Origin of the sequence: Pseudomonas leptonychotis (assembly GCF_004920405.1) — a bacterium.
GTDB classification, from domain to species: Bacteria; Pseudomonadota; Gammaproteobacteria; order Pseudomonadales; family Pseudomonadaceae; genus Aquipseudomonas; species Aquipseudomonas leptonychotis.
This window is the reverse complement of the sequence record NZ_RFLV01000001.1, coordinates 1,453,456-1,478,485: the sequence shown is the minus strand read 5'-3', so window position 1 is coordinate 1,478,485 and position 25,030 is coordinate 1,453,456. Positions and strand designations below refer to the sequence as shown.

24 protein-coding genes are annotated in these 25,030 nt (G+C 60.6%); 16 read left to right on the top strand and 8 right to left on the bottom strand.

Translation table 11 applies throughout. The features are described from left to right. Positions 1 to 62 precede the first annotated feature (62 nt). From pstB to D8779_RS06650, 4 genes are all read left to right on the top strand, one after another. Positions 63 to 896 (top strand): phosphate ABC transporter ATP-binding protein PstB, encoded by an 834-nt coding sequence (gene pstB, locus D8779_RS06665; RefSeq protein ID WP_136663651.1) that lies wholly within the window; start codon positions 63 to 65, stop codon positions 894 to 896. A 143-nt stretch (positions 897 to 1,039) separates the two neighbouring features. Beyond that, positions 1,040 to 1,771, top strand: a complete 732-nt coding sequence (gene phoU / locus D8779_RS06660) for a phosphate signaling complex protein PhoU (protein WP_136663650.1) — start codon at positions 1,040 to 1,042, stop codon at positions 1,769 to 1,771. Positions 1,772 to 1,905: 134 nt separating this feature from the next. Beyond that, the gene (locus D8779_RS06655; protein ID WP_136663649.1) at positions 1,906 to 2,814 is read left to right on the top strand and encodes a response regulator; all 909 of its coding nucleotides are present in this window, start codon (positions 1,906 to 1,908) and stop codon (positions 2,812 to 2,814) included. A gap of 123 nt (positions 2,815 to 2,937) precedes the next feature. Then, the gene (locus tag D8779_RS06650; protein WP_136663648.1) at positions 2,938 to 3,834 is read left to right on the top strand and encodes a peptidoglycan DD-metalloendopeptidase family protein; all 897 of its coding nucleotides are present in this window, start codon (positions 2,938 to 2,940) and stop codon (positions 3,832 to 3,834) included. A gap of 136 nt (positions 3,835 to 3,970) precedes the next feature. Here the strand turns inward: D8779_RS06650 and D8779_RS06645 are convergent, their stop codons facing one another. The 3 genes from D8779_RS06645 to ehuR all read right to left on the bottom strand — a co-directional run bounded on the left by D8779_RS06645 (position 3,971) and on the right by ehuR (position 7,351). Further along, on the bottom strand, positions 3,971 to 5,248 hold the full coding sequence (locus D8779_RS06645; RefSeq protein WP_136664443.1) for a TRAP transporter large permease: 1,278 nt from the start codon (positions 5,246 to 5,248) through the stop codon (positions 3,971 to 3,973). 17 nt (positions 5,249 to 5,265) lie between these two features. Further along, complete coding sequence (locus D8779_RS06640) at positions 5,266 to 5,802, bottom strand: TRAP transporter small permease (protein ID WP_136663647.1); 537 nt, start codon at positions 5,800 to 5,802, stop codon at positions 5,266 to 5,268. A 148-nt stretch (positions 5,803 to 5,950) separates the two neighbouring features. Beyond that, the gene (gene ehuR, locus D8779_RS06635; protein ID WP_136663646.1) at positions 5,951 to 7,351 is read right to left on the bottom strand and encodes a MocR-like ectoine utilization transcription factor EhuR; all 1,401 of its coding nucleotides are present in this window, start codon (positions 7,349 to 7,351) and stop codon (positions 5,951 to 5,953) included. A gap of 237 nt (positions 7,352 to 7,588) precedes the next feature. Here ehuR and doeA point away from each other — a divergent pair, with 237 nt between their 5' ends. The 9 genes from doeA to D8779_RS06590 all read left to right on the top strand — a co-directional run bounded on the left by doeA (position 7,589) and on the right by D8779_RS06590 (position 17,530). Next, complete coding sequence (doeA, locus tag D8779_RS06630) at positions 7,589 to 8,776, top strand: ectoine hydrolase DoeA (protein WP_136663645.1); 1,188 nt, start codon at positions 7,589 to 7,591, stop codon at positions 8,774 to 8,776. Positions 8,777 to 8,792: 16 nt separating this feature from the next. Next, the gene (doeB, locus tag D8779_RS06625; RefSeq protein WP_240789689.1) at positions 8,793 to 9,851 is read left to right on the top strand and encodes a N(2)-acetyl-L-2,4-diaminobutanoate deacetylase DoeB; all 1,059 of its coding nucleotides are present in this window, start codon (positions 8,793 to 8,795) and stop codon (positions 9,849 to 9,851) included. A 55-nt stretch (positions 9,852 to 9,906) separates the two neighbouring features. Next, positions 9,907 to 10,944 carry a TRAP transporter substrate-binding protein gene (locus D8779_RS06620; protein ID WP_240789688.1) on the top strand — a complete coding sequence of 346 codons (1,038 nt, stop codon included), beginning with the start codon at positions 9,907 to 9,909 and terminating at the stop codon, positions 10,942 to 10,944. 139 nt (positions 10,945 to 11,083) lie between these two features. Continuing rightward, positions 11,084 to 11,560 (top strand): Lrp/AsnC family transcriptional regulator, encoded by a 477-nt coding sequence (locus tag D8779_RS06615; protein ID WP_136663643.1) that lies wholly within the window; start codon positions 11,084 to 11,086, stop codon positions 11,558 to 11,560. Between the two features lie 223 nt (positions 11,561 to 11,783). Further along, on the top strand, positions 11,784 to 13,256 hold the full coding sequence (locus D8779_RS06610) for an NAD-dependent succinate-semialdehyde dehydrogenase (RefSeq protein ID WP_136663642.1): 1,473 nt from the start codon (positions 11,784 to 11,786) through the stop codon (positions 13,254 to 13,256). A gap of 72 nt (positions 13,257 to 13,328) precedes the next feature. After that, positions 13,329 to 14,735, top strand: coding sequence for an aspartate aminotransferase family protein (locus D8779_RS06605; protein ID WP_136663641.1), 1,407 nt, complete (start codon positions 13,329 to 13,331; stop codon positions 14,733 to 14,735). Positions 14,736 to 14,813: 78 nt separating this feature from the next. After that, a complete protein-coding gene (gene eutB, locus D8779_RS06600) occupies positions 14,814 to 15,809 on the top strand; it encodes a hydroxyectoine utilization dehydratase EutB (RefSeq protein WP_136663640.1) in 996 nt (331 codons plus the stop codon). Next, positions 15,796 to 16,740 (top strand): cyclodeaminase, encoded by a 945-nt coding sequence (locus tag D8779_RS06595; protein WP_136663639.1) that lies wholly within the window; start codon positions 15,796 to 15,798, stop codon positions 16,738 to 16,740. Before eutB ends, D8779_RS06595 begins: the two co-directional genes overlap by 14 nt. Position 16,741: 1 nt before the next feature. Next, positions 16,742 to 17,530, top strand: coding sequence for a maleate cis-trans isomerase family protein (locus D8779_RS06590; RefSeq protein ID WP_136663638.1), 789 nt, complete (start codon positions 16,742 to 16,744; stop codon positions 17,528 to 17,530). Between the two features lie 34 nt (positions 17,531 to 17,564). On the opposite strand, the gene D8779_RS06585 is transcribed toward D8779_RS06590, so the two are convergent. The 5 genes from D8779_RS06585 to D8779_RS06565 all read right to left on the bottom strand — a co-directional run bounded on the left by D8779_RS06585 (position 17,565) and on the right by D8779_RS06565 (position 22,753). Then, complete coding sequence (locus tag D8779_RS06585; RefSeq protein ID WP_136663637.1) at positions 17,565 to 18,905, bottom strand: hemolysin family protein; 1,341 nt, start codon at positions 18,903 to 18,905, stop codon at positions 17,565 to 17,567. 67 nt (positions 18,906 to 18,972) lie between these two features. Further along, positions 18,973 to 20,280: a phosphate regulon sensor histidine kinase PhoR gene (phoR, locus tag D8779_RS06580; RefSeq protein ID WP_136663636.1), complete on the bottom strand. Its 1,308-nt coding sequence runs from the start codon at positions 20,278 to 20,280 to the stop codon at positions 18,973 to 18,975. Between the two features lie 56 nt (positions 20,281 to 20,336). Continuing rightward, a complete protein-coding gene (gene phoB / locus D8779_RS06575) occupies positions 20,337 to 21,026 on the bottom strand; it encodes a phosphate regulon transcriptional regulator PhoB (protein ID WP_136663635.1) in 690 nt (229 codons plus the stop codon). Between the two features lie 91 nt (positions 21,027 to 21,117). Beyond that, positions 21,118 to 22,011, bottom strand: a complete 894-nt coding sequence (ubiA, locus tag D8779_RS06570) for a 4-hydroxybenzoate octaprenyltransferase (protein WP_136663634.1) — start codon at positions 22,009 to 22,011, stop codon at positions 21,118 to 21,120. Between the two features lie 187 nt (positions 22,012 to 22,198). Continuing rightward, positions 22,199 to 22,753 (bottom strand): chorismate--pyruvate lyase family protein, encoded by a 555-nt coding sequence (locus tag D8779_RS06565; RefSeq protein WP_136663633.1) that lies wholly within the window; start codon positions 22,751 to 22,753, stop codon positions 22,199 to 22,201. A gap of 482 nt (positions 22,754 to 23,235) precedes the next feature. Here D8779_RS06565 and D8779_RS06560 point away from each other — a divergent pair, with 482 nt between their 5' ends. The 3 genes from D8779_RS06560 (at position 23,236) to D8779_RS06550 (ending at position 25,016) form a co-directional block, all read left to right on the top strand. Continuing rightward, entirely contained in the window at positions 23,236 to 23,403 is a 168-nt protein-coding gene (locus tag D8779_RS06560; protein WP_090240746.1) for a rubredoxin, read from the top strand. A gap of 234 nt (positions 23,404 to 23,637) precedes the next feature. Continuing rightward, positions 23,638 to 23,805 carry a rubredoxin gene (locus D8779_RS06555; RefSeq protein ID WP_136663632.1) on the top strand — a complete coding sequence of 56 codons (168 nt, stop codon included), beginning with the start codon at positions 23,638 to 23,640 and terminating at the stop codon, positions 23,803 to 23,805. A 62-nt stretch (positions 23,806 to 23,867) separates the two neighbouring features. Beyond that, positions 23,868 to 25,016 (top strand): NAD(P)/FAD-dependent oxidoreductase, encoded by a 1,149-nt coding sequence (locus D8779_RS06550; RefSeq protein ID WP_136663631.1) that lies wholly within the window; start codon positions 23,868 to 23,870, stop codon positions 25,014 to 25,016. Positions 25,017 to 25,030 lie beyond the last annotated feature (14 nt).

The window sequence follows — 25,030 nt, the reverse complement described above, 5'->3', positions numbered from 1 at the left end:
CATCACGCCGCGGCCTGTTCGCCGCGGCGGATCAACGAATTTGTTGGCGTAGGGAGCATCCCATGCAGCACGAAGCACATACACACGGTATCGACATGGCGGCCTTGGGCCGTGAGCGCCAGGGCCTGAGCATGGCCAGCGAGCGCGTAACCATCGACGTGCCCGGCTTGAACCTGTACTACGGCGAAAAGCAGGCTTTGTTCGACGTCAAAATGACCATCCCCAACCAGCGTGTGACGGCGTTTATTGGCCCGTCCGGTTGCGGTAAGTCGACCCTGCTGCGCACCTTCAACCGGATGAATGATCTGGTTGACGGTTGCCGCGTAGAAGGCGAAATCAACCTCGACGGCAAGAACATCTACCGCAAGGGCGAAGACGTAGCCGAACTGCGTCGTCGCGTCGGCATGGTGTTCCAGAAGCCTAACCCGTTCCCCAAAAGCATCTACGAGAACGTGGTGTATGGCCTGCGCATTCAAGGCATTAACCAGAAGCGCGTGCTCGACGAAGCGGTGGAATGGGCACTGAAAAGTGCGGCGCTGTGGGATGAGGTCAAGGACCGTCTGCACGAGTCAGCGCTCGGCCTGTCCGGTGGTCAGCAACAGCGTCTGGTGATCGCCCGTACCGTAGCGGTGCAGCCGGAAGTGTTGCTGCTCGATGAACCCTGCTCGGCGCTGGACCCGATCTCCACGCTGAAGGTCGAAGAACTGATTTACGAGCTGAAATCCAAGTACACCATCGTCATCGTGACCCACAACATGCAGCAGGCGGCGCGGGTGTCGGATTACACGGCGTTTATGTACATGGGCAAACTGATCGAGTTCGGTGATACCGATACGCTGTTCACCAACCCGGCGAAGAAGCAGACAGAAGACTACATCACCGGTCGTTACGGCTGATGGGCATGACAGAGTGCGCTGGGCTGCGTCGGCGGAACTTGCCGTACTACTTGTACTATCTGCATTCCGCCTCCTTGCCCAGCACCCTCTGCCAAAGCCCATCCTAAGCAGAGACGTTATTCGGTTAATTCAAGGGTTTGCACATGATCAACAAAGAAAACCTTACCCAGCATATCTCCCAGCAGTTCAACGTCGAGTTGGAAGAGGTGCGCAGCCACCTGTTGGCCATGGGCGGCCTGGTTGAGAAGCAGGTGAATGATGCGGTGATCGCGCTGATCGACGCCGACTCGGGCCTGGCTCAGCAGGTGCGTGAGATCGACGACCAGATCAACCAGATGGAGCGCAACATCGACGAAGAGTGCGTGCGCATTCTTGCCCGTCGTCAGCCGGCGGCTTCCGACCTGCGCTTGATCATCAGCATTTCTAAATCGGTGATCGACCTCGAGCGTATTGGCGACGAAGCCACCAAGATCGCCAAGCGCGCGATCCTGTTGTGTGAAGAAGGCGAAGCGCCGCGTGGTTATGTTGAGGTGCGGCACATCGGTGACCAGGTGCGCAAGATGGTGCAGGATGCTCTCGATGCGTTTGCGCGTTTTGACGCCGACTTGGCATTGTCCGTGGCGCAATACGACAAAGTGGTCGATCGCGAATACAAGACCGCTCTGCGCGAGCTGGTGACTTTTATGATGGAAGACCCACGCTCGATCTCGCGCGTGCTCAACATCATCTGGGCCTTGCGTTCGTTGGAGCGCATCGGTGACCACGCGCGCAATATCGCCGAGCTGGTGATCTATCTCGTTCGTGGTACCGACGTAAAACACCTCGGCCTGACCCGTATGCAGGAAGAAGTACAGGGCAGCAAAAAGAACAGCTGAATGTGGCTGTTCTCGACGGCACTACGCGCTGGCCGGAGCGGAAAATACGCGTGATCGCGACATCGCGTGTATTTCGGTTGGCCTTTGGCCAGCAGCCGTGACTATGCTTAAGGCCATCAGAACGGGAGTGGCCGATGAGCAAAGTCAGTGTGCTGGTAGTGGACGACGCAACCTTTATCCGCGATTTGGTGAAAAAGGGACTGCGCGATCACTTTCCAGGCATCCAAATCGAGGAAGCCGTCAACGGACGTAAAGCTCAGCAGATGCTGACGCGTCAGCCCGTCGATTTGATTCTGTGTGACTGGGAAATGCCGGAAATGTCCGGGCTTGAGCTGCTCAGTTGGTGCCGTGAGCAGGAAACCCTGAAGATCGTGCCGTTCATCATGGTCACCAGCCGGGGTGACAAAGAGAACGTGGTGCAGGCGATCCAGGCGGGCGTTTCCGACTTTATCGGTAAGCCGTTCTCCAATGAACAGTTGGTGACCAAGGTGAAGAAGGCCTTGAGTCGCGCCGGCAAACTCCAGGCGCTAGCCGCTAGCGCGCCACCGAAGATGCTCAGTACCGGCGGTTTCGCCAATGACTCACTGTCGGCCCTCACCGGCGGTAAAGCCGCCGTGGCCAAACCGGCTGCGCCAGCTGTAGCGGCGGCAGCGTTCGCTGGTAAACCCGCCGCGGCTAAAGCCTCGGCCGCCAGTGCGCCGAGTGGGCGTGGCCAGGGCCAATTACGCTTGCCTGGCGGTGCCATCCTGTCTTGCGTAATCAAAGCCCTGAGCCTCAAGGAAGCCCTGCTGGTGGTTAAGCGCACCGAGGTGTTGCCGCAGGTGCTGGAAAGCGCAGTGCTCGATCTGGAGCAGGGTGAGGCGGCAGAAACTGCACGGCTTAACGGCTACCTGCATGCGGTGGCCGCTTTCGAGCCCAAGCCAGACAGCGAATGGCTGCAGCTGACATTCAAGTTCGTTGATCGCGACCCGCAGAAACTCGATTACATTTCGCGCTTGATTGCCCGCGGCACCGTGCAGAAGCACTTCAGTCCCGGTGCTTAACAGCGCCAGCCGCGAATCAGGCGTGCGAGATCGTTCACAGGCTCGACGCGCCGGTTCGCATCGCACGGGGTCGCCTGCTAGTCTCATTACCCCGGACATACAAATCATAAGATCCGAGTCGTTATGCTAGGGCGTCTGATACTTCTCTGCAGTTTGTTGACCCTTGCCAGCCAGGCAATGGCGTTGACCATTTATAAGTACACCGATGCCAATGGTGTGGTCACTTATACCGACCAAGCTGCGCCCGGTGCGCAAGTGTTCGTGTTTCGCGACCGTATGGTCGAGCGCCTGGATAACCAAGTAAAACTGGAAACCAAGAAGCACGAAGCGGGTGAGACCCTGATGGTACGCAACGATTTGTACGCGCCAGTGCAGATTGAGCTGCGTTTTGAGCGGGTCGACAACGCCTCTGGCGTGCCGGACAAACCGATCAGCTGGGTGCTGCCACCGCGCAGCCACATTCGCCTGGCCACCCTGGCCCCGCGTGATGCCAGTAAACCCATGCGCTACACCCCCAAGCTGCGTTACGCCATGGGCGACCCCCGCCTGCTGCCAACCCAGAAGAACTATCCGTTGCCGTGGCGTGGCGGCCCGTTCCGCCTGACCCAGGGCGCTAACGGCCAATACAGCCACTTCACCCCGAAAGGCCGCTACGCCATGGACATCGCCATGCCCGAAGGCACGCCGATTGTCGCGGCGCGCAGTGGTGTGGTGGTCAAAACCGAGAATCAACAAAGCGGCCGGGGTAATAACCCTTCCGGCAACTATGTGCGCATCCTGCATGATGACGGCACCATGGGTGTTTACCTGCACCTGATGAAGGGCTCGGTGGCCGTCAGCGAAGGCAGTCGGATTCGCGCCGGCAGCCTACTTGCGCGCTCCGGCAATACCGGTAATAGCACCGGCCCGCACCTGCACTTCGTGGTGCAGCGCAACGTTGGCTTGGCGCTGGAGTCGATTCCGTTCAACTTTGCCCAGCCGGTCAACAGCCTGCCGAATTTTGCGGTCGGCGGCGATTAACGGCAGCGCTGCACAATCCCATCCCCCAAGTATTGATTGGCCCTTGTCGCACGCATGTCTAGGTGAGGGCTTTGTGCGCCGCGCTTTTTCCAGTTACTACCTGATCGCTGGTGCCCTGAGGCCCTACGCTTATTGGCTAGCGGAAGGCCAGGTCACGCAGGAACAGGGTTATCGGTGGAAACATGATCAGCAGCACCGACATCAGTAGCAGGATCAGAAAGAACGGAAAGCTGCCGCGGATCACATCAATGTAGGGCCTGCGGAACACTGCGATGGCAGTGAAAATGTCACAACCGAAGGGCGGCGTGGCTGAGCCAATGGCGGCTTGCAGGGTGACAATAGTGCCTACCAGCACAGGGTCGAGGCCCGACAGGCGCACGGCTGGAGCAAAGATCGGCACCAGAATCAGCATAACTACGATGGGGTCGACGAACATGCAGCCGATAAAGAAGGCGATCGAAATGATGATCAGCAGTTCGGTCGGCGAGGCCTGCAGCAGGCCGATACCGCTGAGAATCTGCTGTGGGATTTGAGCGAAGGAAATGACCCAGGAAAATGCTGAGCCGGCTGCCACGAGGATGAATACCACGGCGGTGATCATGCCGGTCGACAGCGCAATGCTGGACAGGTCGCTGAGTTTGACCCGGCGGAAGATCAGCACTTCCAGGATCAGGGCATAAAGCACTGACACGGCGGCGGCTTCGGTCGGGCTAAACACTCCGGTGTAGATGCCGCCTATGGTCATCACCGGCAGCAACAGCGGCAAAATGGCGCGACGACAGGTGCGCAGGCGCTGGCGCCAGCTGTATTTATCGCCCAGGGGAATGCCCTGTATTCGCGCATAGACGTAGCAGTAGCCGGCCAGTAGCAGCATCAGCAGCAGGCCGGGACCGATGCCAGCGATGAACAGTTCTGCCACCGAGGTTCCTGAGACCACGCCGTAGATGATCATGCCGATGCTCGGCGGGATTAGCAGGGCGATATCCGAGGCGTTGATGATCAGCGCCATGGTGAAGCTGTCCTTGTATCCCTGTTGCAGCATTTTCGGCCGCATGATGCTGCCCACGCCAACCACGGTCGCTTGGGTCGATCCCGATAACGCGCCAAACATCGCACAGCTCAATGCGGTGGTTACGGCCATGCCGCCGCGCACGTGACCGACAAAGGCCATGGCCACATCCAGCAGACGGTTTGCGGTGGCGCCGCGGGTGATGATGTCAGCGGCGAGAATGAACATCGGCACCGCCACCAGAGCAGAGGGGCGAATGCCGGCAATCATCTGCTGGATGATGAACTCAGGGCCCATCTGAAAGAAGAATAAGAAACCGGCAGCAGCAGCGGCCAGCAGCGTGGTCATCATTGGGAAACCTGCCAGCAGCAGAACCAGCATGATGAGCAGAAGGGCGGTGGTCATATCCATGTGGCGCGAACTCAGGCTTGTGGCGGGAGGGGAGCGTCGATATGCCGTGGTGGTGCCTCACGGTAGCCGAGCAATACCAGCAGTTGGATGAAGGCGTGACGCAGAAACTGCAGGCCGCTCATGCCCAGCCCGAGTGGAATTAGCAGGTAGATATAGTGCAGTGGCACCTGTAGCGCAGACGAGGCGCGGCCGATTTGTGCGGCCGACTGCACGTAGCCGATCGCCGCCCAGGTCAACCAGAGCAACAGCGTTGCGGTTAGCAAGTTGATCAGTGCCAGGCTGGCGGCGGCAGGCTTGCCAGTCAGTTGTTCGACGAAGGCGCTCATGCTGATGTGGCGGTTGTGCCGCGCCGCATAGCTGCAGCCGATGAAGGTGACGAAGATGATCAGGAACTGATTGAGCTCTTCGGAGAAATACAGGCTCTGGTTGAACAGGTAGCGACCGAAGACGTTGCTCACCGAGTTCAGTGCCATCAGTAGGATCGAGCTGGAGAGGATGAATGCCTCGAGCTTCTCCAGAAGCCAGTCCAGCTTACGCAACCAAGCCATTGCCGCCTCCAGTCTGCTGCCGTAGCAACAGGCATTTTTATTGTTGTGGAGGCTAGACCTTATCCCTGGCAAAAAATCATGTCAATTTATTATTTGGATCAGTACAAGTGTTCTATTTCTGTGCAAATGTACTGCTATACGCCCCCTTTTAGAACACGAAGTGCATGGGCGCCGGTGTTTCGCTCAGCAATCCATTGAGGGTGACCAGGCCGCTGTGTAGGCGTGAACGGCTCTGTTCTGCGCCTAGGCTGATGCGCACGTGTTGATTACTGCGATCGGCAGTCGCGAGGAAAGGTTCGGCCGGGAAGATCATCACCCCTTCTTGGCGGGCTCGGCGGGCAAACTTCTCTGGTTGCCAGTGGGCGGGCAGCTCGGCCCAGATGTGCATGCCGTTGGGGTGGGCCTTGTAACGGCAGTCGGTTAACAGTTCGCGGGCCATTAGCTGGCGCGCAGCGAATTCCTGCTGCTGGAAGGCGATCATGCGTTCCAGGGTGCCGTCTTGCATCCACCAACTGGCGATCTCGAACGGCATCAATGTAGCCATCCAGGTGGTACTGCGCAGCCTGCCGATAGCCTGCTGTACCAAGTGCGGCGGGGTGACCAGATACCCTGCGCGCATGCCGGGTAGGGTCACTTTGGTCAGGCTAGTGGCGTAGAAGCTGCGCTCCGGGATTAACGCCGACAGTGGCGGTGCGCGATCTGGCTGTAGCGCCCCGTAGACATCGTCTTCGACCACGGTCAGGTCATGGCGTCGGGCCAGTTCGGCGATGGCCTGGCGTCGCTCGAGGCTCATGGTGTCGCTGGTCGGGTTGTTCATCGTGGGGGTGCAGAACAGCACCTTGGCGCCACCCTGTAAGCAGGCCGCCTCCAGCGCCTCGGGCAGTAAGCCCTGTTCGTCGGTGGCCAGACCCTTGAGGTTGAAATGCAGCGTCTGCGCCAGGGCCAGCAAGAGCATGCAGGTTTCCTGTTCGCAGAGCACCGTATCGCCGGGCTTGACTACCGTGGCCATGGCAATGGTCAGGGCATGGGCGGTGCCGTTGCAGAACAGAATGTGGTCAGGGTTGGCCGGCATTTTCTGCTGTGCCAGCCAAGCGCAGACCACCTCGCGGTGTTGGGTCAACCCTTGGGTCGGGTGGAATGAGGTGATGAAGTCGTCACGGCCTTCTCGGGCCAGGCGCTCCAGGCCCTCGCGGTACAGCTTGACGTGTCGCGCCGTGCACACCGGGTGAGCGGTGGACAGGTCGATGCCGCGACTAGGGTCCTCATGCTCGTCGGTGGACAGGTAGTCCGACTCGTGGCTGACGTGGCGGCTACGGACGAAGGTGCCGCTGCCAACCTGGGCATAAATGGCACCCTGTTTCTCGGCGTGGGCATAGGCGCTGCTCACCGTTTGTACGCTGACGCCAAGAGTTTCAGCCAGTTCGCGATGGGTCGGCAGCTTACTGCCAGGCTGGAGCGCGCCGGCGTTGATCGCCTCGTTGAGAGCGTTGCCGATGGCCAGGTATTTGGGTTGGCCGGAGCGGATGAACGGTTTCAAGTCAATTGTCATGGGACAATAAATCTCTTGACGGTAATTGTAATGATAATAGTATGAGGCTGAAACGAGATTGACCTGCACTTGTTGCGGTCACGTTAGCATATTTCAGTACAATTATCTGCGTGCGGCACCACTGCCGTATGCACGGTTCCCGAGCTCTGGGAGGGCGCATGCAGCAACTGTCCTCGTGTCGGTGTTGCCTCAATAACTGGGCTGGAATCTCACTGCTTTCATTTTCGAGAGGCTGTCATGAGTGAAGTTGCGTTGAATTTCAGCCGTGCCGAGTACGCCCAGCGTTTGGCCAAGGTGCGTGACGCCATGGCCGAGCGTGGGGTCGCAACCCTGATCGTGCATGACCCGTCTAACATGGCCTGGCTCACTGGTTATGACGGCTGGTCATTTTATACACCGCAATGCGTCGTGGTCGGTCAGCACGGCGAGCCGCTGTGGTTCGGCCGTGGCATTGATGCCAATGGCGCGCGCCTGACTGTCTATTTGGCTGAGGAGAATATCGCCTCCTACAGCGACCGTTACGTGATGAACCCGCCGCACCATGCCCTCGATTACCTGTGCCAAGAAGTGCTGTCAGCACGTGGCTGGGATGGTGGGGTGATTGGCGTGGAGATGGATAACTATTACTACAGCGCGACCTCGCACCAGACTCTGTTGCGCGGTCTGCCCCAGGCGCAATTGGTAGATGCCACCGGCTTGGTCAACTGGTGCCGGGCGATCAAGTCGTCTCGGGAAATCGAGTACATGCGGGTTGCGGCCCGGATCGTCGAGAACATGCACCGGGCGATTATCGAGATGGTCGAGCCGGGTTTGCCGAAAAACGTATTGGTGGGTGAGATTTATCGCGTCGCCTGTGTTGGCCATGACGGCAAGTTCGGCGATTACCCAGCCATCGTGCCCATGCTGCCCTCGGGCAAGGATGCGTCTGCTCCGCACTTAACCTGGGACGACCGGCCGTTCAAGAAAGGTGAGGGTACCTTCTTTGAGATCGCCGGCTGCCACAAGCGCTACCACTGCCCATTGTCGCGCACGCTCTTTCTGGGCGAACCGTCGGCCGCTTTTCGCAAGGCCGAGGAGGCTATCAACGCCGGCCTTGAAGCGGGTCTGGCGCTGGCCAAACCCGGCAATACCTGTGGTGACATCGCCCGCGCGCTGAACAGCACCTTGCGCCGCTATGGCTATGACCGCGGCGACAACCGCTGCGGCTACCCGATCGGACTGAGTTATCCGCCTGACTGGGGCGAGCGCACCATGAGCTTGCGTGAGAGCGACACTACGGTGTTGCAACCCGGCATGACCTTCCATTTCATGCCGGGTCTGTGGTTGGACGATTGGGGGCTAGAGACAACCGAAAGCATCCTGATCACCGAGAGTGGAGTGGAAACCCTTTGCGATTTCCCTCGACAGTTGTTCGTCAAAGCCTGAGATGAGTAGCGCAGCCATGAATATTTCATCCGACGCGGAGCTGCAGGCAAGAACGCCTGCGAGCACTGCTGAGACTCGCGCCACTACCCTTAGCGTCACCGTCGACTTCGACCGTGACGGGGTGCAGCACGGCTTTCTAAAGCTGCCGTATTCCCACGACCAGTCGGCGTGGGGATGCATCATGATCCCCATCAGCGTGGTGAAGAACGGCGCAGGCCCTACCGCGCTGCTCACGGGTGGTAATCACGGCGACGAGTACGAAGGCATCACCAGCCTGCTCAAGCTGGCCAATGAGTTGTGTGCACAAGAGGTCAGTGGTCGGGTAATCATCGTGCCGGCGATGAACTACCCAGCGGTGCAGAACGGCAGCCGTACCTCGCCGATCGACAAGGGCAACATGAACCGCTCGTTCCCCGGCAGCCCCAATGGCAGCATGACCGAGCGTATTGCCGACTACTTTCAGCGCTACCTCATCCCGATGTGCGACTACGCCCTGGACATTCACTCCGGAGGCAAAACCCTAGATATCTTGCCGTTCGCCGCCGCTCACCGCTTACCCGACCCGCAGCAGGAAGCAAAATGCATCGAAGGCGCGCGTTTGTTCGGCACCGCCGCCAGCATGATTCTCTTCGAGCTGGACGCAGCCTCACTCTACGACACGGCGGTGGAGGCCCAGGGCAAGGTGTTCGTCACCACCGAGTTGCGTGGTGGCGGTACCAGCACCCCGCAGACCATGGCCATAGCCGACCGTGGCGTGCGCAACTTTCTCAAATTTGCCGGGATCCTCGACGGTCAACCGGAGTTGGCGCAAGAGCCGCTGCTGCAACTGGATATGCCGGATGCCAGTTGCTACGTGCAGAGCACCCATCGCGGCATTCTCGAACTTACACGTAGCCTGGGCGACCGGTTGCAGCGCGGCGATCTGGTGGCGCGGGTGCATGCATTTGAGCGCACCGGTAGGCCGGCCGTGGAGTATCGCGCGGAACGTGACGGGCTGCTGGTCGCCCGGCGTTTTCCTGCGCTGGTGGACATCGGCGACACCCTGGCGGTGATCGCCGACATCGTCGAAGGTTAAGGCCGGCAGACGCGGTCGCAATTTCATGACAATAACAGCAAGCGGAGACCTCACTATGAGCACACTAAGCAAACTGAAGAAAGCGGCCCTGGCTGCGGCGATAGGCTTGACCCTGAGCAGTCATGCCGGCCTGACGGTCGCTGCAGAAGAATGGAAATTCGCCCTGGAAGAAATCAGTGGCAGCGTCCAAGACGCTTATGCGCAAAAGTTCAAGCAGCTGGTGGAAGAGAAAAGCGCGGGTGATATCAACGTCACCGTTTATCCCTACGGTGCTCTAGGTGAGTCGGAAGATCTCACCGAACTGGTGGCTAACGGCGTCCTGCAGTTCACCCATGGTTCGACCGGCATTCTCGGTTCAACTGCACCGGGTATGCAGGTGTTCTCAGTGCCCTATCTGCTGTCCCAGGACAACCAGGTCAACCTCAAGCTGCTCACCGAGAGCCCGACCATTTATGGCCCCATCGCCGACAAGCTGAAGACCCGCAACCTGCGTCTGCTGAGCATGTATCCAGAAGGCGCTATGGTGTGGACCACCAACAAGGTGGTGCGCAAGCCGGCCGATTTCGACAACGTGAAGATGCGTGTGATGGCCTCGCCGATGCTCGTCGAAACCTACAAGTCGTTCGGCGCAGTGCCGACGCCGCTGCCTTATTCCGAGGTGTATGGCGCTCTGCAGCTGAAGATGATCGATGGCCAGGAGAACCCGGTTTTCGCCATCGAAGAAATGAAGTTCTATGAGGTCAATGACGTCATGACCTGGTCGGGTCATCAGCAGTTCACTGTCGCGGTGCTGTCCAGTGAGTCCTGGTACCAAGGCCTGCCGGCTGAGCAACGGAAGATCATCGACGAGACCGTTGACGAGTTAGCGCCTTATATCTTCGAGACCCAGGCCACGTACAACAACGAGCGCCTGGAAAAGATCAAGAAGGCCAAGCCAAGCATTCAGTTGGTGCACCTGAATGAGGCAGAGCAAGCTGCTTTCCGCAAGGCCAGCCAGCCGATGCGTGACAAGTTGGTGGATCTTGCAGGTCCAGAAGCGGGTGCCGTACTCAAGGCGCTGGAGCAGGAAATCAGCGTATTGGAACAGCAGTAAGCCCTGCTGCCGGCGGCTCATCCCGCCGGTGGTTTAGCTATATTTCTGTTATGCCGCGCGCCTCATTGCGCCTGCCGGGTGCAGTGCGCCCTCGCGGGTCGCTGGCGGCGGCATCGTCTTTTTCGCCGTGGAGCGGTTTATGCGTCTGGACAGTTACGACCTGAAGATTTTGCGCATCCTGCAGAGCAACGGGCGAATCACCAAATCCAGCCTGGCCGAAGCCATCAGTTTGTCGATCAGCCCCTGCTGGGAGCGGGTCAAACGCCTGGAAGAAGCCGGCATCATTTGCGGTTATGGCGCTCAGTTGAACACAGAAATCTTGTTCAAACGTGCCGCAGTAATGGTCGAAATCAGCCTCAAGCAGCACAGCCGCGAAGCCTTTCAGCGCTTCGAGAGGGCCATGCTGGACTGCCCCGAAGTCACCGAGTGCTACGCCACCGGCGGCGGTATCGACTACATCGTCAAAGTCATGGCGCGTGACATTGACCAGTATCAGCGCCTGATCGACCGCTGGCTGATGGCCGACCTCGGTATCGAGCGCTACTTCACCTACATCGTCACCAAAACCATCAAACGCAGCGAGCCGCCGTTGCTGCTCGACGGTGAAGAAGACTAACCGAGCGCCTCTAAACTCCCCGCGACAGCCCGTCCATTTCTCGCCGCGCCCCAGCACAGAAAAAACCTTCGGCAATCCACCGGCAAAGAAAAAAAACCCAGCTCAACCATGCCCTGAAGAGAAAAAGCCGCAGCCCGACAAGCCCTAAAGTGGAAGCCATACACACGCACCACGCTCTGGCCGCGAACACGTCGCGACCAGACCAGCAAAGGGGAGGCTGTCCATGCACATGCTTAAAGATCCGCGCCTGGTTCGCCAGTTGGCCTACGTCAACGGTAAATGGGTCGCCGGCAATGACGGCCAAGACGAAGCCGTTATCGATCCGGCGAGTGAAGACACCATCGGCCGTTGCGCGCAGCTCGACTCCCAGCAGATTGAGCAGGCCATCGATGCGGCGCACGCCGCGTTCCCGGCTTGGCGCGCGCTGTCGCTGGATGCCCGCAGCGTGATCCTCAACACGTGGCACGATCTGTTGCTGGAGAACAAGGAAGACCTGGCCCGGCTGATGACCCTGGAGCAGGGCAAGCCTCTGGATGAGTCGCGTGGCGAGATCGACTACGCCGCCTCCTTTATTCGCTGGTTTGCCGAGGAGGCGCGGCGCGCCTACGGCGATACCATCCCCAGTCATATCGCCAATGCCCAGCTGGGCAGCGTGCGCGAGCCGATCGGCGTCGCTGCGCTGATTACGCCGTGGAATTTCCCCTGCGCGATGATCACCCGCAAGGCGGCTGCCGCGTTGGCGGCCGGTTGCACCGTATTGGTCAAACCTGCAGGCGAGACGCCGTTTTCCGCCCTGGCCCTGGCCGAGTTGGCTGAGCGTGCCGGCTTCCCCTCCGGGGTGTTCAACGTCATTACGGGTGAGCCGCAGATGGTCTCCCAGGTGCTCTGCGCCAGTGACAAGGTCAAGGCACTGTCCTTCACCGGTTCGACCCGGGTCGGTCGCCTGCTGCTGCAACAGGCGGCCACCACGGTGAAGAAGTGTTCGATGGAACTGGGTGGTAATGCACCTTTTATCGTGCTGCCGGACATGGATGTAGAGCAGGCCGCCCAGGCCGCAATCGATGCCAAGTTCCAGACCACTGGCCAGGACTGCCTGGCGGCTAATCGGATCTTCGTTCATCGCTCATTGTATGAACCCTTCTTGGCGGCTTTCGCCCGGCGCATGGGCGAACTGACGGTTGGCAGCGGCTTGGTTCGCGGGGTCAATCAGGGCCCGCTGATCAACGCTAAAGCGGTGGCCAAGGCCCAGGAATTGGTGGACGACGCCGTGACCCAGGGCGCGCGCCTGTTGGTGGGTGATCAGGCGCAGGCACCGGGGCGCAACTTCTATATGCCGACCCTGCTGGCCGATGTGACCGCCGACATGCGCGTCTACCGCGAGGAAAACTTTGCTCCGGTAGCCGGCGTACTGGCTTGGGACGACCTGGAGCAGCTGATTAGCCAGGCCAACGATACCGAGTACGGCTTGGCGGCCTACGTCTATGGCTACGACATGCGCCAGGTATGGCGCCTGCTACGCGGCCTGGAGTTCGGCATGGTTAGCGTCAACTCGGTGAAGATGACCGGCCCGCCCGTGCCGTTTGGTGGGGTCAAGCAGTCCGGCCTCGGCCGCGAGGGCTCGCGCCACGGCCTCGATGAATACAGCCAGATCAAATACTACTGCCTGGGCAACCTGCCCAGTGCCAGCGGTAGCTGAACACTCATGAACGCGCGGTCTTCGCCTGAAGTCCGCAGCAACACCATTCGCGAATAACCTGAGGGCATTGCCATGACTATCGACACCCAGAAGATCATCGAGATCGATCGCCAGAACGTCTTTCACGCCTCCACTCATCTCAAGCAGCACGCCCACGGCGAGAGCCCGGCGCGGATTATCACTGGCGCCAAGGGCATCCGTATCCAGGATTCGCTGGGTAACGAATTCATCGATGGCTTCGCTGGCTTGTACTGCGTGAACATCGGCTACGGCCGCACCGAGATGGCCGAGGCGATCTACGAGCAGGCCAAGCAGCTGGCGTATTACCACACCTATGTCGGCCACACGACCGAGGGCATGGCCAGCCTGTCCGAGCGCATCGTCAAGCTCGCCGGCCAGGGCATGAGCAAGGTCTACTACGGCATGTCCGGCTCGGACGCCAACGAGACCCAGCTCAAGCTGGTCTGGTACTACAACAACATTCTTGGTCGTAAGGAGAAGAAGAAGGTTATCTCCCGCGACCGTGGCTACCACGGTTCGAGCATCGCGTCCGGTTCGATGACCGGCTTGGCGGTGTTCCACGCCCACTTCGATCTGCCACTGGAGCGCATCAAACACACCGTTGCTCCGGTCTACTATCGTCGCCCTGACGACGCCATGAGCGAGTTGGACTTCTCGCGCTACTGCGCGCAGAAGCTGGAGGAGATGATCCTCGCTGAAGGGCCAGACACCGTTGCCGCGATGATCGGCGAGCCGGTGCTCGGCACCGGCGGTATCGTGCCGCCACCGCAGGGTTATTGGGGAGAGATCCGCAAGGTGCTGGATAAGTACGACATCCTCTTGATTGCGGACGAAGTGGTCTGCGGCTTCGGACGTTTGGGTGTGGATTTCGGCTCGCAGTACTACGAGATGCAGCCGGACCTGATCACCGTAGCCAAAGGTCTGACCTCGGCCTACCAGCCGTTGTCCGGGGTGATTGTCGGCGAGCGTGTATGGCAGGTGCTGGAGCAAGGCACCGACACCTATGGCGCTATCGGCCATGGCTACACCTACTCTGGGCACCCAATGGGCATCGCCGCGGCCATTGCCAACCTGGACATCATCGAGCGCGAGAACCTTACCGGCAACGCTCGCGATACCGGCGCCTATCTGCAACAGCGCATGCAGGAAACCTTCGCTGAGCATCCGCTGGTTGGCGAAGCGCGTGGTATCGGCTTGCTGGCGGCTCTGGAGTTTTCCAGTGACCGTAGCAAGCGCCAGCACTTCGATCCTAGCCTCAAGGTTGGCCCGATGATCTCTGCTGCCTGTATGGAGGAAGGTCTGATTGCCCGCGCCATGCCGCACGGCGACATCCTCGGGTTTGCGCCGCCGCTGGTGGTCACCCGTGGCGAGATCGATGACATCGTCGCCCGTGCCGAGCGCGCGGTGAACAAGGTCACCGACAAGCTGATCACCAGCGGTGCCTGGCAGGCCAAGTAAGACGCCCAAGGCCATGTGGCCGGGGACTCGTTGGAGTCTCCGGTCGTTTTAGGTTTCACCGGTTTCCTGGGGATTAGCATGCAACGCGAACTGACCCTGCAAGACATTTACCGGGCGCGCCAACGCATTGCTGGCCTGACCCTGCGTACGCCATTGGTGCGCTCCGAATCACTGTCGCGGCGCTGGAAATGCGAGGCCTGGCTGAAACTCGACTGCCTGCAGCCCACCGGTGCCTTCAAACTGCGCGGCGCTGTCAACGCGCTGCTTGGCCTGGATGCCGCGCAGCGCCAGCGCGGCGTGGTGACCATGTCCACCGGTAACTTCGGCCGCGCCCTGGCCTATGCCGGCCAGCACCTGGGTATTCCGGTCAAGGTGTGCATCTCGCGGCTAGTGCCGGAGAACAAGGTCGAAGCCCTGCGCCAGAGCGGTGCCGAGTTGGTTATCCACGGTGAAGCCCAGGACGAGGCAGACGTCGAAGCCCGGCGTCTGCGTGATGAGCACGGTTTGGCTTACGTATCGCCGTTCGACGACCCGCTGGTAATCGCCGGCCAGGGCACCTGTGGCCTGGAGATCATGGAGGAGCAACCGGACACTGACGTGGTGTTCGCCGGATTGTCTGGCGGCGGCCTGATCGCCGGCATCGGCTTGGCGGTCAAGACCATCAATCCGAGCGCCGAGGTAATCGGCGTGAGCATGAATGAAGGCGCAGCGATGCTTGACAGCTTGGCCGCCGGCCATCCGCTGCAGGTGCCTGAGGTGGCGTCGCTGGCCGACAGTTTGGGCGGAGGCATTGGCCTGGATAACGCCTGGAGCTTCGCCATGACCCAGCGCTACATGGATCGCGGCTACAAGATCGATGAGGTGCAGATCGCCCGCGCCATGCTGCATTTTTTGCGTGAAGAAAAACTCCTGGTCGAGGGCGCTGCCGCCGTTGGTGTCGCCGCCGTCGAGCAGCACCAACTGGACCTGAGCGGGCGCCGCGTGGTGTTCGTGGTCAGCGGCCAGAACCTGTCCACCGCCACCTTTGCCGAAGCCTGTCGCTTGGCCGGAGAGCGCCCCTATGCACATCTATAAGCGTGAGCAGATCGCCGCCAAGGTCAAGCTCGACTCAGCCGCCCTGGAGGCGGTGGAGGCCGGCTTTGCCGCCCTCGGTCGTGATGAAGTGGCGATGCCGCCGATCCTCAGCATGAACATCGCCGAGAGCAACGGCGAGGTGGATGTGAAAACCGCGCATATTCGCGGCTGGCTGCGTTTCGCGGTGAAGATCAGCCCTGGTTTCTTCGACAACCCCGCGCTTGGCTTGCCCAGCCTCAACGGCTTGATGCTGCTGTTCTCGGCCAAGACTGGGGTGGTTGATGCGGTGTTGTTCGACGAGGGTTACCTGACCGATATCCGCACCGCGCTGGCTGGCGCCATTGCCGCCAAGCACCTGGCCCGCGAGGACGCCCAGCGCGTCGCGGTGATCGGTGCGGGTGTGCAGGCCGAGTTGCAAGTGGCAGCCCTGCGCCTGGTGCGCGATATCCGCGAGGTGCATGTACACAGCCGCGATGCCAGCAAGGCTGAGGCCTATGCCGTGCATATGCGTAACCAGTACGGTTTGACGGTGACGGTACACAACAGCGCGGCGGCGGCCTGTGCCGAGGCCGATATCGTGGTCACCACCACCCCTTCGCGTGAGCCGGTGCTGCGCTGGAGCGATCTGCCTAAGGGCGTGCACGTTACCGCCATGGGCTCGGACAACCCGCACAAGAACGAGCTGGAGCCAACCATTCTGGCCAGCGCCGATGTGCTGGTGGTCGATCGCCTCAGCCAGTCTCGCGCCCTCGGCGAGCTGCACCATGCCCCGGCGCTGCAGCGCGAGGTGTTTGAGCTGGGCAGCCTGATTGCCGAGGGCCGCAAGGCCCGTAGCAGCGCTGAGCAGATCACCGTGTGCGACCTGACCGGTACTGGCGTACAGGACACTGCCATCGCTAACTATGCCGCGCGCCTGCTTGAGGAGGTTTGAAATGATCGAGTCCTTTGCCGAGTTCCAAGCCCTGCAGCAGACCTTCGAGCACGTGCGCACCCGCGAGGATGGCCGTGTGCGCATCGGCCTGGTGCAATTGGCCAGCGATTTCACCCTGGAGAACGAGTGGCGTCAGCTGCTCGGCGAGCGGGTTGAACTGTACAGCACCCGCACGCCCTGCAGCCCGACGGTTACCCCGGACGGGCTGCGCGGCATGGCCCAGGGCTTGAGCCAGTCCAGCGCGCTGCTGGTGCCGGGTATGGCGCTGGATGTGTTGGCCTTTGGCTGCACCTCAGGGAGCATGCTGATCGGCGAGCAGGAGGTCACCCGGTTGATTAACCAGGCGCACCCTGGCGTGCCCGTGACCAACCCTTGGAGTGCGGTCAAGGCAGCCCTGCGCGGCTTGGATGCGCGACGTATCGCCGTGCTTACGCCTTACATCGGCGAGGTGAATTACCCGATCTACCAGGGTCTACAGCAAGCCGGTCACGAGGTGGTGGCCTTCGGCACCTTCGGCGTGCTGGCCGATGCCGAAATCCCGCGGATTCCCGAGCAGGCCATCGAGCAAGCAGCGCGTGAGCTGCTGCTGGGGCAGCAGGTCGATGCGCTGTTCCTCTCCTGCACCAACCTGCGCACCTTGGGCATGCTCGGCGAGCTGGAGCAAAGCCTCGGCTTGCCAGTGATCTCCAGTAACCAGGCGATGTTTTGGCATGCTCTGCAACTGGCCGGTTGTGTGCATCGACCGCGAGGTTTCGGTAGTCTGCTAACCGACAGCTACACCTTGGCGTGACGCGCCACCTTAGGGTTAGGTCTGGTTGGGTGCGTCAGTCCAGGCGCAATACCTTGGCCAGCACGATCTTCGGGCCTTTCATCTTCTTGACGATGATGCGCAGGCCGTCGACTTCCAGCACTTCCTCTTCCTCGGGCATGCGCTTGAGGGTTTCGTAGATCAGTCCGGCCAGGGTTTCTGCTTCGACGTGATCGAGGTCGACACCAAGCAGGCGTTCGACCTTGGCCAGTGGCGTGTCGCCGCGCACCAGCAGCTTGCCTGGCTGATAGGCGAGGATGCCGCGCTCGGCCTTGCGGTGCTCGTCCTGAATATCGCCGACCAGGGCTTCCAGTACGTCTTCCATGGTCAGATAGCCGATCACCTTGCCGTCAGCTTCTTCAACCAGCGCAAAGTGCGAGCCGCCCTGGCGGAATTGCTCCAGCAGGCTAGACAACGGCATATGCCGGTTAACCCGCTCGACCGGGTGCATCAGTTCGCTCACCTTCAATGCTGAGGGCAGCATCTCCAGCAGGGACAGGTGCAGCAGCAGGTCCTTGATGTGCAGCACGCCGACAAATTCGCCGCTGTTGTCATCAAGGATGGGGTAGCGGCTGTACTTGTGCCGGCGGAATACGCTGAACACTTCATCGAGGGCTGCATTGAGCGGCAGAGAGACCAGGTCCTCGCGAGAGTTGGCCCAGTCCACCACCTCCAATTCGCCCAGCTCCACGGCTGAGGCCAGCACGCGCATGTCTTGATCACTCGGGTCGCTGGCCCGGCTGGAGTGCAGGATCAGCTTGAGTTCGTCGCGGCTGTAATGGTGCTCATGGTGCGGCCCGGGCTCGCCCTGGCCGGCCACACGGAGAATGGCGTTGGCACTGGCGTTAAGCAGGAAAATCGCCGGGTACATGGCCCAATAGAACATATACAGCGGCGCGGCCGTCCACAGCGATAGCAGCTCGGGTTTGCGAATGGCCCACGACTTGGGCGCCAGCTCGCCGACCACGATATGCAGGTAGGAAATAATAAAGAACGCGGTGAAGAAGGCGATGCCATGCACCAGCTTCGGCGACTCGATGCCGATGGCGGACAGTAGCGGTTCGAGCAGATGAGCAAATGCCGGCTCACCGACCCAGCCCAGGCCTAGGGAGGCCAGGGTGATGCCCAGCTGACAGGCCGAGAGGTAAGCATCAAGCTGGTTGTGCACGGTACGCAGGATATGTCCGCGCCAGCCGTTTTTCTCGGCCAGGGCGTCGACTTTGGTGGCGCGCAATTTAACGATGGCAAACTCAGCGGCAACGAAAAAGCCGTTGAGCAGTACCAGAAACAGGGCGAAGAGAACGAGGCCGAAATCGGCGAAATAACTGCTGGCGATGTAACTCGTGGAGGGGTCCATACAGGGTTCAGGTAGTGAATGACCGCTAAAGGGTGGGGGCTGCCAGCAGGCTTTGCAAGTGGGGCGATTACTGGCCGCGTCGCACAACCTGTTGAGTTGGGAAGTTGCAGGTGAACGCGCTGCCTTGGCCAAGCGTGCTGGAGATGTCCAGGCGTGCGCGATGGCGCAGCAGTACGTGTTTGACGATGGCCAGACCTAAACCCGTACCGCCGGTGTTACTGGCACGGCTGGAGTCGACCCGGTAGAAGCGCTCGGTCAGACGCGGCAGGTGCTTGGCCTCGATGCCCAGGCCGCTGTCTTGCACACTCAGGTGCGCCCCCTGTTCGTCGCCCCACCAGCGCACATGAATGTCGCCTTCATTCGGGGTGTACTTCACCGCGTTAAACACCAGGTTGGAAAAAGCGCTGCGCAACTCTGTCTCGCTGCCCTTGAGCTTAAGGTGCGGATCGGCTTCCAGGCTGATGCGATGTCCGCGCTCGCCAGACAACGCCTGGGCATCGTTCTTGATGCTCAGCAGCAGCAGATCAACCGCTACGGGTTGATTGTCCGAGGGGTAGTCGGTGGCTTCCAGCTTGGCCAATAACAGCAAGTCATTGAGCAGGTTTTGCATGCGCCCACCTTGCTGCTGCATTTGTTGCAGGGCGCGTAGCCAGCGCGGATTCACGTCTTCGACGTTATCCAGCAGGGTTTCCAAGTAGCCGGAAATTACCGTCAGAGGGGTGCGCAGTTCGTGGGAGACGTTGGCGACGAAGTCTTTACGCATCTGCTCCAGCTGGTGCAGGCGGGTGATGTTGCGCACCAGCATCAGGTGTTCGCGGTTGCCGTATTGGGTGATGTGGAACTGCAGGCGCAAGCGGTCACTGACCGGTGAGGGCAGCTCCAGCGGTTCGTTGTAATTGTGGTTCTCGAAATACTCGATAAAGCGTGGGTCGCGCACCAAGTTGGTGATTTGCTGGCCGCTGTCTTGTGGGGTTTTCAGGCCCAGAAGTTTTTCGGCGGCAATGTTCCACCATTCCAGGTTGCCGTCGCGATCGAGCATGATCACCGCATCCTTGAGTGCGGCGGTGGATTCTTGCACGCGATCAATCACCGCTTGCAGGCGGCCACGGACTTTCTGGTCGCGGCGTTGCAGGTGGTAGATGCTGTCGAACACTTCGCCCCATAGGCCGTAGCCATCGGGCGGCGCTTCATCAGCCTGGCGGGTGCGCAGCCACTTGTGCAGACGCAGCAGCTGTTGCAGGTGCCAGCCGAGGTAGCCGGCCAGCCCGAGCACCAGGGCCCAGGCGTATTCGCCGCTGATCAGTCCGAGCAGTAGGCAGACACTGATCAGCAGCAGCAAGCGACGTATCAGGGGGCCGCGCCAGTTTTGATTCAATTCGACCTCATCTGCCAATCAATCCGTGTTTGCCGGGCATTATGCAGATGCGCGACCTAGCTCTTGGTGGAGAAACGGTAACCCGTACCGCGCACGGTCTGCACAAGATTCTCGTAAACCTCACCGAGGGCTTTGCGCAGGCGGCGGATATGCACGTCGACGGTGCGCTCTTCAACATACACGTTACCGCCCCAGACCTGATCGAGCAGTTGGCCGCGGGTGTAGGCGCGCTCCTGGTGGGTCATGAAAAATTGCAACAGACGGTATTCAGTGGGGCCCATCTCGGCCGGTTTGCCGTCAATGGTGACGCGGTGGCTGATCGGGTCGAGTAGCAGACCGCCGACCTCGATTGGCCCTTCGCTGTCGATTGGGCCGGCGCGGCGTAGCACGGCCTTCAGGCGCGCCACCAGTTCACGCGGGGAGAACGGCTTGGTGATGTAGTCGTCGGCGCCGACCTCCAGGCCCTGGATCTTGTTGTCCTCTTCGCCTTTGGCGGTGAGCATGATGATCGGGATGTCGCCGGTCAGCTCGTCGCGTTTGAGGCGGCGCGCCAGTTCGATGCCGCTGGTGCCGGGCAACATCCAGTCGAGCAGAATAAGATCGGGTTTGCGGTCGACGATGATGGCGTGCGCCTGTTGGGTGTTCTCCGCTTCCAGGCACTCGTAGCCAGCCATTTCCAGGGCCACGGCGATCATTTCACGGATCGGTGCTTCGTCATCGACGATCAGGATGTTCTTGCCAACCATGGGTCAAGCCTCGGGTCTTCTCGCTGTAATGGGCTGCATTAGATAACGGAATTATTGCAGCCATATGACAGGCGCGCGGCAACGCTTCTTTCTAGCCGCGTAAGGCGTAGTCAAACACCAGGCCGATAAAGATCGCCAAGCCTGCCCAGTGGTTATGCAGAAAGGCATTGAAGCACGCCATCGGCTTGCGGTTGCGGGTCTTGTGAAACTCCCAGGCAAAGCAGCCGGCGGCCACCAGCAGGCCGAGGTGGAAGTACAGGCCGAGCTCGAAGCGTGCCGCGGCCAGCAACAGGCATAGCAGCGCGAGGCCCTGGAGGATGACGATAATCAAGCGGTCGGCATCGCCAAACAGGATGGCGGTGGAGCGCACCCCAATCTTCAGGTCGTCTTCACGGTCGGCCATGGCGTAATAGGTGTCGTAGGCCACCGTCCACAGTAGGTTGGCGATATACAGCAGCCAGGCCTCGGGTGGCAGGCTGCCAGTTTCGGCGGTGAAGGCCATCGGCATGCCCCAGGAAAATGCTGCACCCAACACCACTTGTGGGTAGAAGGTGTAGCGCTTCATAAAGGGGTAGCAGGCGGCTAGAGCCAGGCCGCCGAACGACAGCCAGAGGGTGCTGGCGTTGGTGAACAGCACCAGTGCAAAACTGAGCGCCACTAATACGGCGAACAGGATCAACGCTTCGCGCGGCTGCACTTTACCGCTGGCCAGAGGGCGGGCCTTGGTGCGGCTGACGTGACCGTCGAAGTGGCGGTCTGCGTAATCGTTGATCACGCAGCCGGCTGCACGCATCAGAAACACACCCATCACGAAGATAAACAGATTTTTCGCGCTCGGTACGCCCTCAGCCGCTACCCACAGCGCCCACAGCGTCGGCCACAGCAACAGGTAAATGCCGATGGGTTTGTCCAGGCGCATCAGCTGGACAAAGTCCCAGGCGCGCGGGTGCAGGCGGTTGAGTGAATGCAGCAGGCGGGTATACATCGAGCGCGTCTCCATGCGAGTTGCGGCTGATTATACGGGCGATGGCGAGATAGGGTGGGTGGGCTGCAAGAGAAGAGTGGTGGGCGGGGCTTTAGCCGCGACCGTCGCCGCTAAAGCCGGGTAGGGGGGATGGCGCTTTTTCACCTGCCTAAGGGCGCAACGGTGGATGGGTGAAGCGTCATCCATCCTACGGCGTGTCGGTCTCGGCGGCTTGCCAGAATGCGGGCAAAAACACCTCGGCCACCAATACGCCCAAAGCGCCACGGCTAAAACACGAGCGTCGCGCCCACAGGCGCTCGCTGTAAGCCTCAGGCGGCAGCCATTGCGCCGGGTAGCGACATACCTGCAGTTCGCCGCGGTCGAAGGCGCGGTCGCTGAACAGCAGTTCGCCCAATGAGCGGCTGCCCAGTTGATCCAGCGCCAGACCGGAGCCTTCCAGGGCGCTACGCGCCGCCACGCTGCGAGCGAACACCCAAGGCTGGCCGTGGCCGCGCAAGTACACTTCACGTACCCAGCCCTGGCTGCCGCTGGCCACGCCCAGCGCGCTGCATTCATCGCTGCGTAGGTGCTGCCATCCTTCCTGCAATGGAGTGACGCTGAAGCCATCGGCTGACAAGGCGGTCAGCCGGCGCGTTAACGAATCTTCATTGAATAGCCAATCGCGCACCGCAGCTGTAGGTGCAGGGTGCAGTTGGCTGGCAGTCAGCCAGTGCGGCGGGTGGGCGAGGGTGGCGTGGGGCACGAGCAGGTTTCACCGTAGGCAGAGGCGCGCGAGTCTAGGGTCTGTTGCCGTTTCGTCGCAAGCCGCGTTGCCGCGAAAAATCTCGCCAGGCTAGGCGGAGGACGCAGGTAATGGTTGTTCCCTTGCCAAGACCTCCAACACTGCTTGGCGAAATTTTTCGCGCAACCCGAAGGGCCGAGCCTGTTTTAGCGCGATACTGCGTTTCTCGACACTCATTTGGAACAACCAAACTTCGTGTCTCGTGCCTTGCCTCGCGCTAAAACAGGCTTCGGCGCGGCCGCGAACGAAATGGCAACAGACCCTCGCATGGCCCTTGCGCCCGGGCAGACGGCGCCGGGCGCGGCGATTGGCCGCTACGCTGGGCAGAGCCCGACTTTGGTTGGCCTCACCGGCACGCTATTCATCGCCCGGCGGCTTGGCGCACCCGCACATATACGGTAGTTTCCCCGGCGCAATAGCCGTGTGATCCACCTGAGGTAGTTATGAAGAAGTGGCAATGTGTGGTCTGTGGACTGATTTACGACGAGAGCCAAGGCTGGCCTGATGAAGGCATCGCCGCCGGCACGCTCTGGCAGGACGTCCCGGAAGACTGGCTGTGCCCCGACTGTGGCGTGGGTAAGCTTGATTTCGAAATGATCGAAATCGGCTAAGAACCTGCCAAAGGCTGCTGCGCTTCGGCCCTGCGGCGTTAAAAACCGGCTCGGAAGGCTCATGTACAAAAGTACACTCCGCTTCCTCGCCTGTTTTTGCCTTGCAGGACTATAGCTCGCAAGCCTTTGAGCACATTCTGCAAGCTTTCTACGGCGATCATGAGGTCGCCGTTTTGTTTAGTGAGTGCCCATACTGAATAACCCGAACAAGCTGAATTAAGCGGTGAGGTGGTTATGCGTAAGTGGCAGTGTGTGGTGTGCGGTTTTATCTATGACGAAGCCCTCGGCCTGCCCGATGAAGGCATTGCCCCTGGCACGGCCTGGGAGGATGTTCCTGCCGATTGGTTGTGCCCCGATTGCGGCGTCGGCAAGCTTGATTTTGAGATGATCGAAATCGCCTGAGCGCCATCGTCAGCCCCGAATTTTTCAGCGCGTTGAACCGCGCTCTGTGTGAGGAATGCAGCATGAGTGCTCCTGTCGTCATCATCGGCACCGGCCTGGCCGGTTACAACCTGGCCCGTGAGTTTCGCAAGCTCGACAGCGAAACCCCGCTGTTGCTGATTACCGCTGACGATGGGCGCTCCTATTCCAAGCCGATGCTCTCCACCGGCTTTGCCAAGAACAAGGATGCCGACGGGTTGAGCATGGCGGAGCCAGGCGCCATGGCCGAGCAGCTCAAAGCGGAAATTCGTACCCACACGCGGATCAGCGGCATTGACCCCGGCCACCAGCAGCTATGGATCGGCGAAGAGGCTGTGCCGTACCGCGATCTGGTGCTGGCCTGTGGCGCCGAGGTGATTCGCGTGCCGGTCGAAGGCGATGCCGACGATGCAATCTTCTCGATCAATGACTTGGAAGACTACGCGCGCTTTCGTACGGCGGCGGCCGGCAAGCAGCGTGTTCTGTTGCTGGGCGTTGGGCTGATCGGCTGCGAGTTTGCCAATGACCTGACCCTGGGTGGCTATCAGGTCGAGCTGGTGGCGCCCTGTGAGCAGGTGATGCCCGGTTTGCTGCACCCAGCAGCGGCGGCGGCAGTACAAACCGGGCTGGAAGGGCTTGGCGCGCGTTTTCACTTGGGGCCGGTGTTGGCCAGCCTGAACCATCAGGGCAATGCACTGCAGGCGCATCTGTCCGACGGCACGTTGATTGAGTGCGATCTGGTGCTCTCCGCCGTGGGTCTGCGTCCGCGTATCGAGCTGGCGGCTGCGGCCGGGCTGGCGGTCAATCGTGGGGTGGTGGTTGACCGCCAGCTGCGTACGTCACACACCAATATCTACGCGCTGGGCGATTGCGCCGAGGTCGATGGGATCAATCTGCTCTACGTCATGCCGTTGATGACCTGCGCGCGCGCGCTGGCGCAAACGTTGGCCGGTAATCCAGTAGCGGTGAGCTATGGCCCTATGCCAGTGACGGTAAAAACCCCGGTTTGCCCGCTGGTGGTGTCGCCACCACCGCGCGGCCTGCAAGGCGAGTGGCAGGTCGAAGGCAGCGGCGCCGACATCAAAGCGCTGTGCCATGACAGCAGCGGTGCGCTGCTCGGTTATGCACTTACCGGCACGGCTGTGCAGGATAAATTGGCTTTGAATAAGCGCTTGCCTGCCCTTCTGGCGTGAATGGCAGCTGTTCT

What these genes read in the sequence shown, in the direction of transcription:
- pstB (WP_136663651.1), top strand. Translation starts at nt 63, where the DNA reads ATGCAGCACGAAGCACATACACACGGTATCGACATGGCGGCCTTGGGC.
- phoU (WP_136663650.1), top strand. Translation starts at nt 1,040, where the DNA reads ATGATCAACAAAGAAAACCTTACCCAGCATATCTCCCAGCAGTTCAAC.
- D8779_RS06655 (WP_136663649.1), top strand. Translation starts at nt 1,906, where the DNA reads ATGAGCAAAGTCAGTGTGCTGGTAGTGGACGACGCAACCTTTATCCGC.
- D8779_RS06650 (WP_136663648.1), top strand. Translation starts at nt 2,938, where the DNA reads ATGCTAGGGCGTCTGATACTTCTCTGCAGTTTGTTGACCCTTGCCAGC.
- D8779_RS06645 (WP_136664443.1), bottom strand. Translation starts at nt 5,248, where the DNA reads ATGACCACCGCCCTTCTGCTCATCATGCTGGTTCTGCTGCTGGCAGGT.
- D8779_RS06640 (WP_136663647.1), bottom strand. Translation starts at nt 5,802, where the DNA reads ATGGCTTGGTTGCGTAAGCTGGACTGGCTTCTGGAGAAGCTCGAGGCA.
- ehuR (WP_136663646.1), bottom strand. Translation starts at nt 7,351, where the DNA reads ATGACAATTGACTTGAAACCGTTCATCCGCTCCGGCCAACCCAAATAC.
- doeA (WP_136663645.1), top strand. Translation starts at nt 7,589, where the DNA reads ATGAGTGAAGTTGCGTTGAATTTCAGCCGTGCCGAGTACGCCCAGCGT.
- doeB (WP_240789689.1), top strand. Translation starts at nt 8,793, where the DNA reads ATGAATATTTCATCCGACGCGGAGCTGCAGGCAAGAACGCCTGCGAGC.
- D8779_RS06620 (WP_240789688.1), top strand. Translation starts at nt 9,907, where the DNA reads ATGAGCACACTAAGCAAACTGAAGAAAGCGGCCCTGGCTGCGGCGATA.
- D8779_RS06615 (WP_136663643.1), top strand. Translation starts at nt 11,084, where the DNA reads ATGCGTCTGGACAGTTACGACCTGAAGATTTTGCGCATCCTGCAGAGC.
- D8779_RS06610 (WP_136663642.1), top strand. Translation starts at nt 11,784, where the DNA reads ATGCACATGCTTAAAGATCCGCGCCTGGTTCGCCAGTTGGCCTACGTC.
- D8779_RS06605 (WP_136663641.1), top strand. Translation starts at nt 13,329, where the DNA reads ATGACTATCGACACCCAGAAGATCATCGAGATCGATCGCCAGAACGTC.
- eutB (WP_136663640.1), top strand. Translation starts at nt 14,814, where the DNA reads ATGCAACGCGAACTGACCCTGCAAGACATTTACCGGGCGCGCCAACGC.
- D8779_RS06595 (WP_136663639.1), top strand. Translation starts at nt 15,796, where the DNA reads ATGCACATCTATAAGCGTGAGCAGATCGCCGCCAAGGTCAAGCTCGAC.
- D8779_RS06590 (WP_136663638.1), top strand. Translation starts at nt 16,742, where the DNA reads ATGATCGAGTCCTTTGCCGAGTTCCAAGCCCTGCAGCAGACCTTCGAG.
- D8779_RS06585 (WP_136663637.1), bottom strand. Translation starts at nt 18,905, where the DNA reads ATGGACCCCTCCACGAGTTACATCGCCAGCAGTTATTTCGCCGATTTC.
- phoB (WP_136663635.1), bottom strand. Translation starts at nt 21,026, where the DNA reads ATGGTTGGCAAGAACATCCTGATCGTCGATGACGAAGCACCGATCCGT.
- ubiA (WP_136663634.1), bottom strand. Translation starts at nt 22,011, where the DNA reads ATGTATACCCGCCTGCTGCATTCACTCAACCGCCTGCACCCGCGCGCC.
- D8779_RS06560 (WP_090240746.1), top strand. Translation starts at nt 23,236, where the DNA reads ATGAAGAAGTGGCAATGTGTGGTCTGTGGACTGATTTACGACGAGAGC.
- D8779_RS06555 (WP_136663632.1), top strand. Translation starts at nt 23,638, where the DNA reads ATGCGTAAGTGGCAGTGTGTGGTGTGCGGTTTTATCTATGACGAAGCC.
- D8779_RS06550 (WP_136663631.1), top strand. Translation starts at nt 23,868, where the DNA reads ATGAGTGCTCCTGTCGTCATCATCGGCACCGGCCTGGCCGGTTACAAC.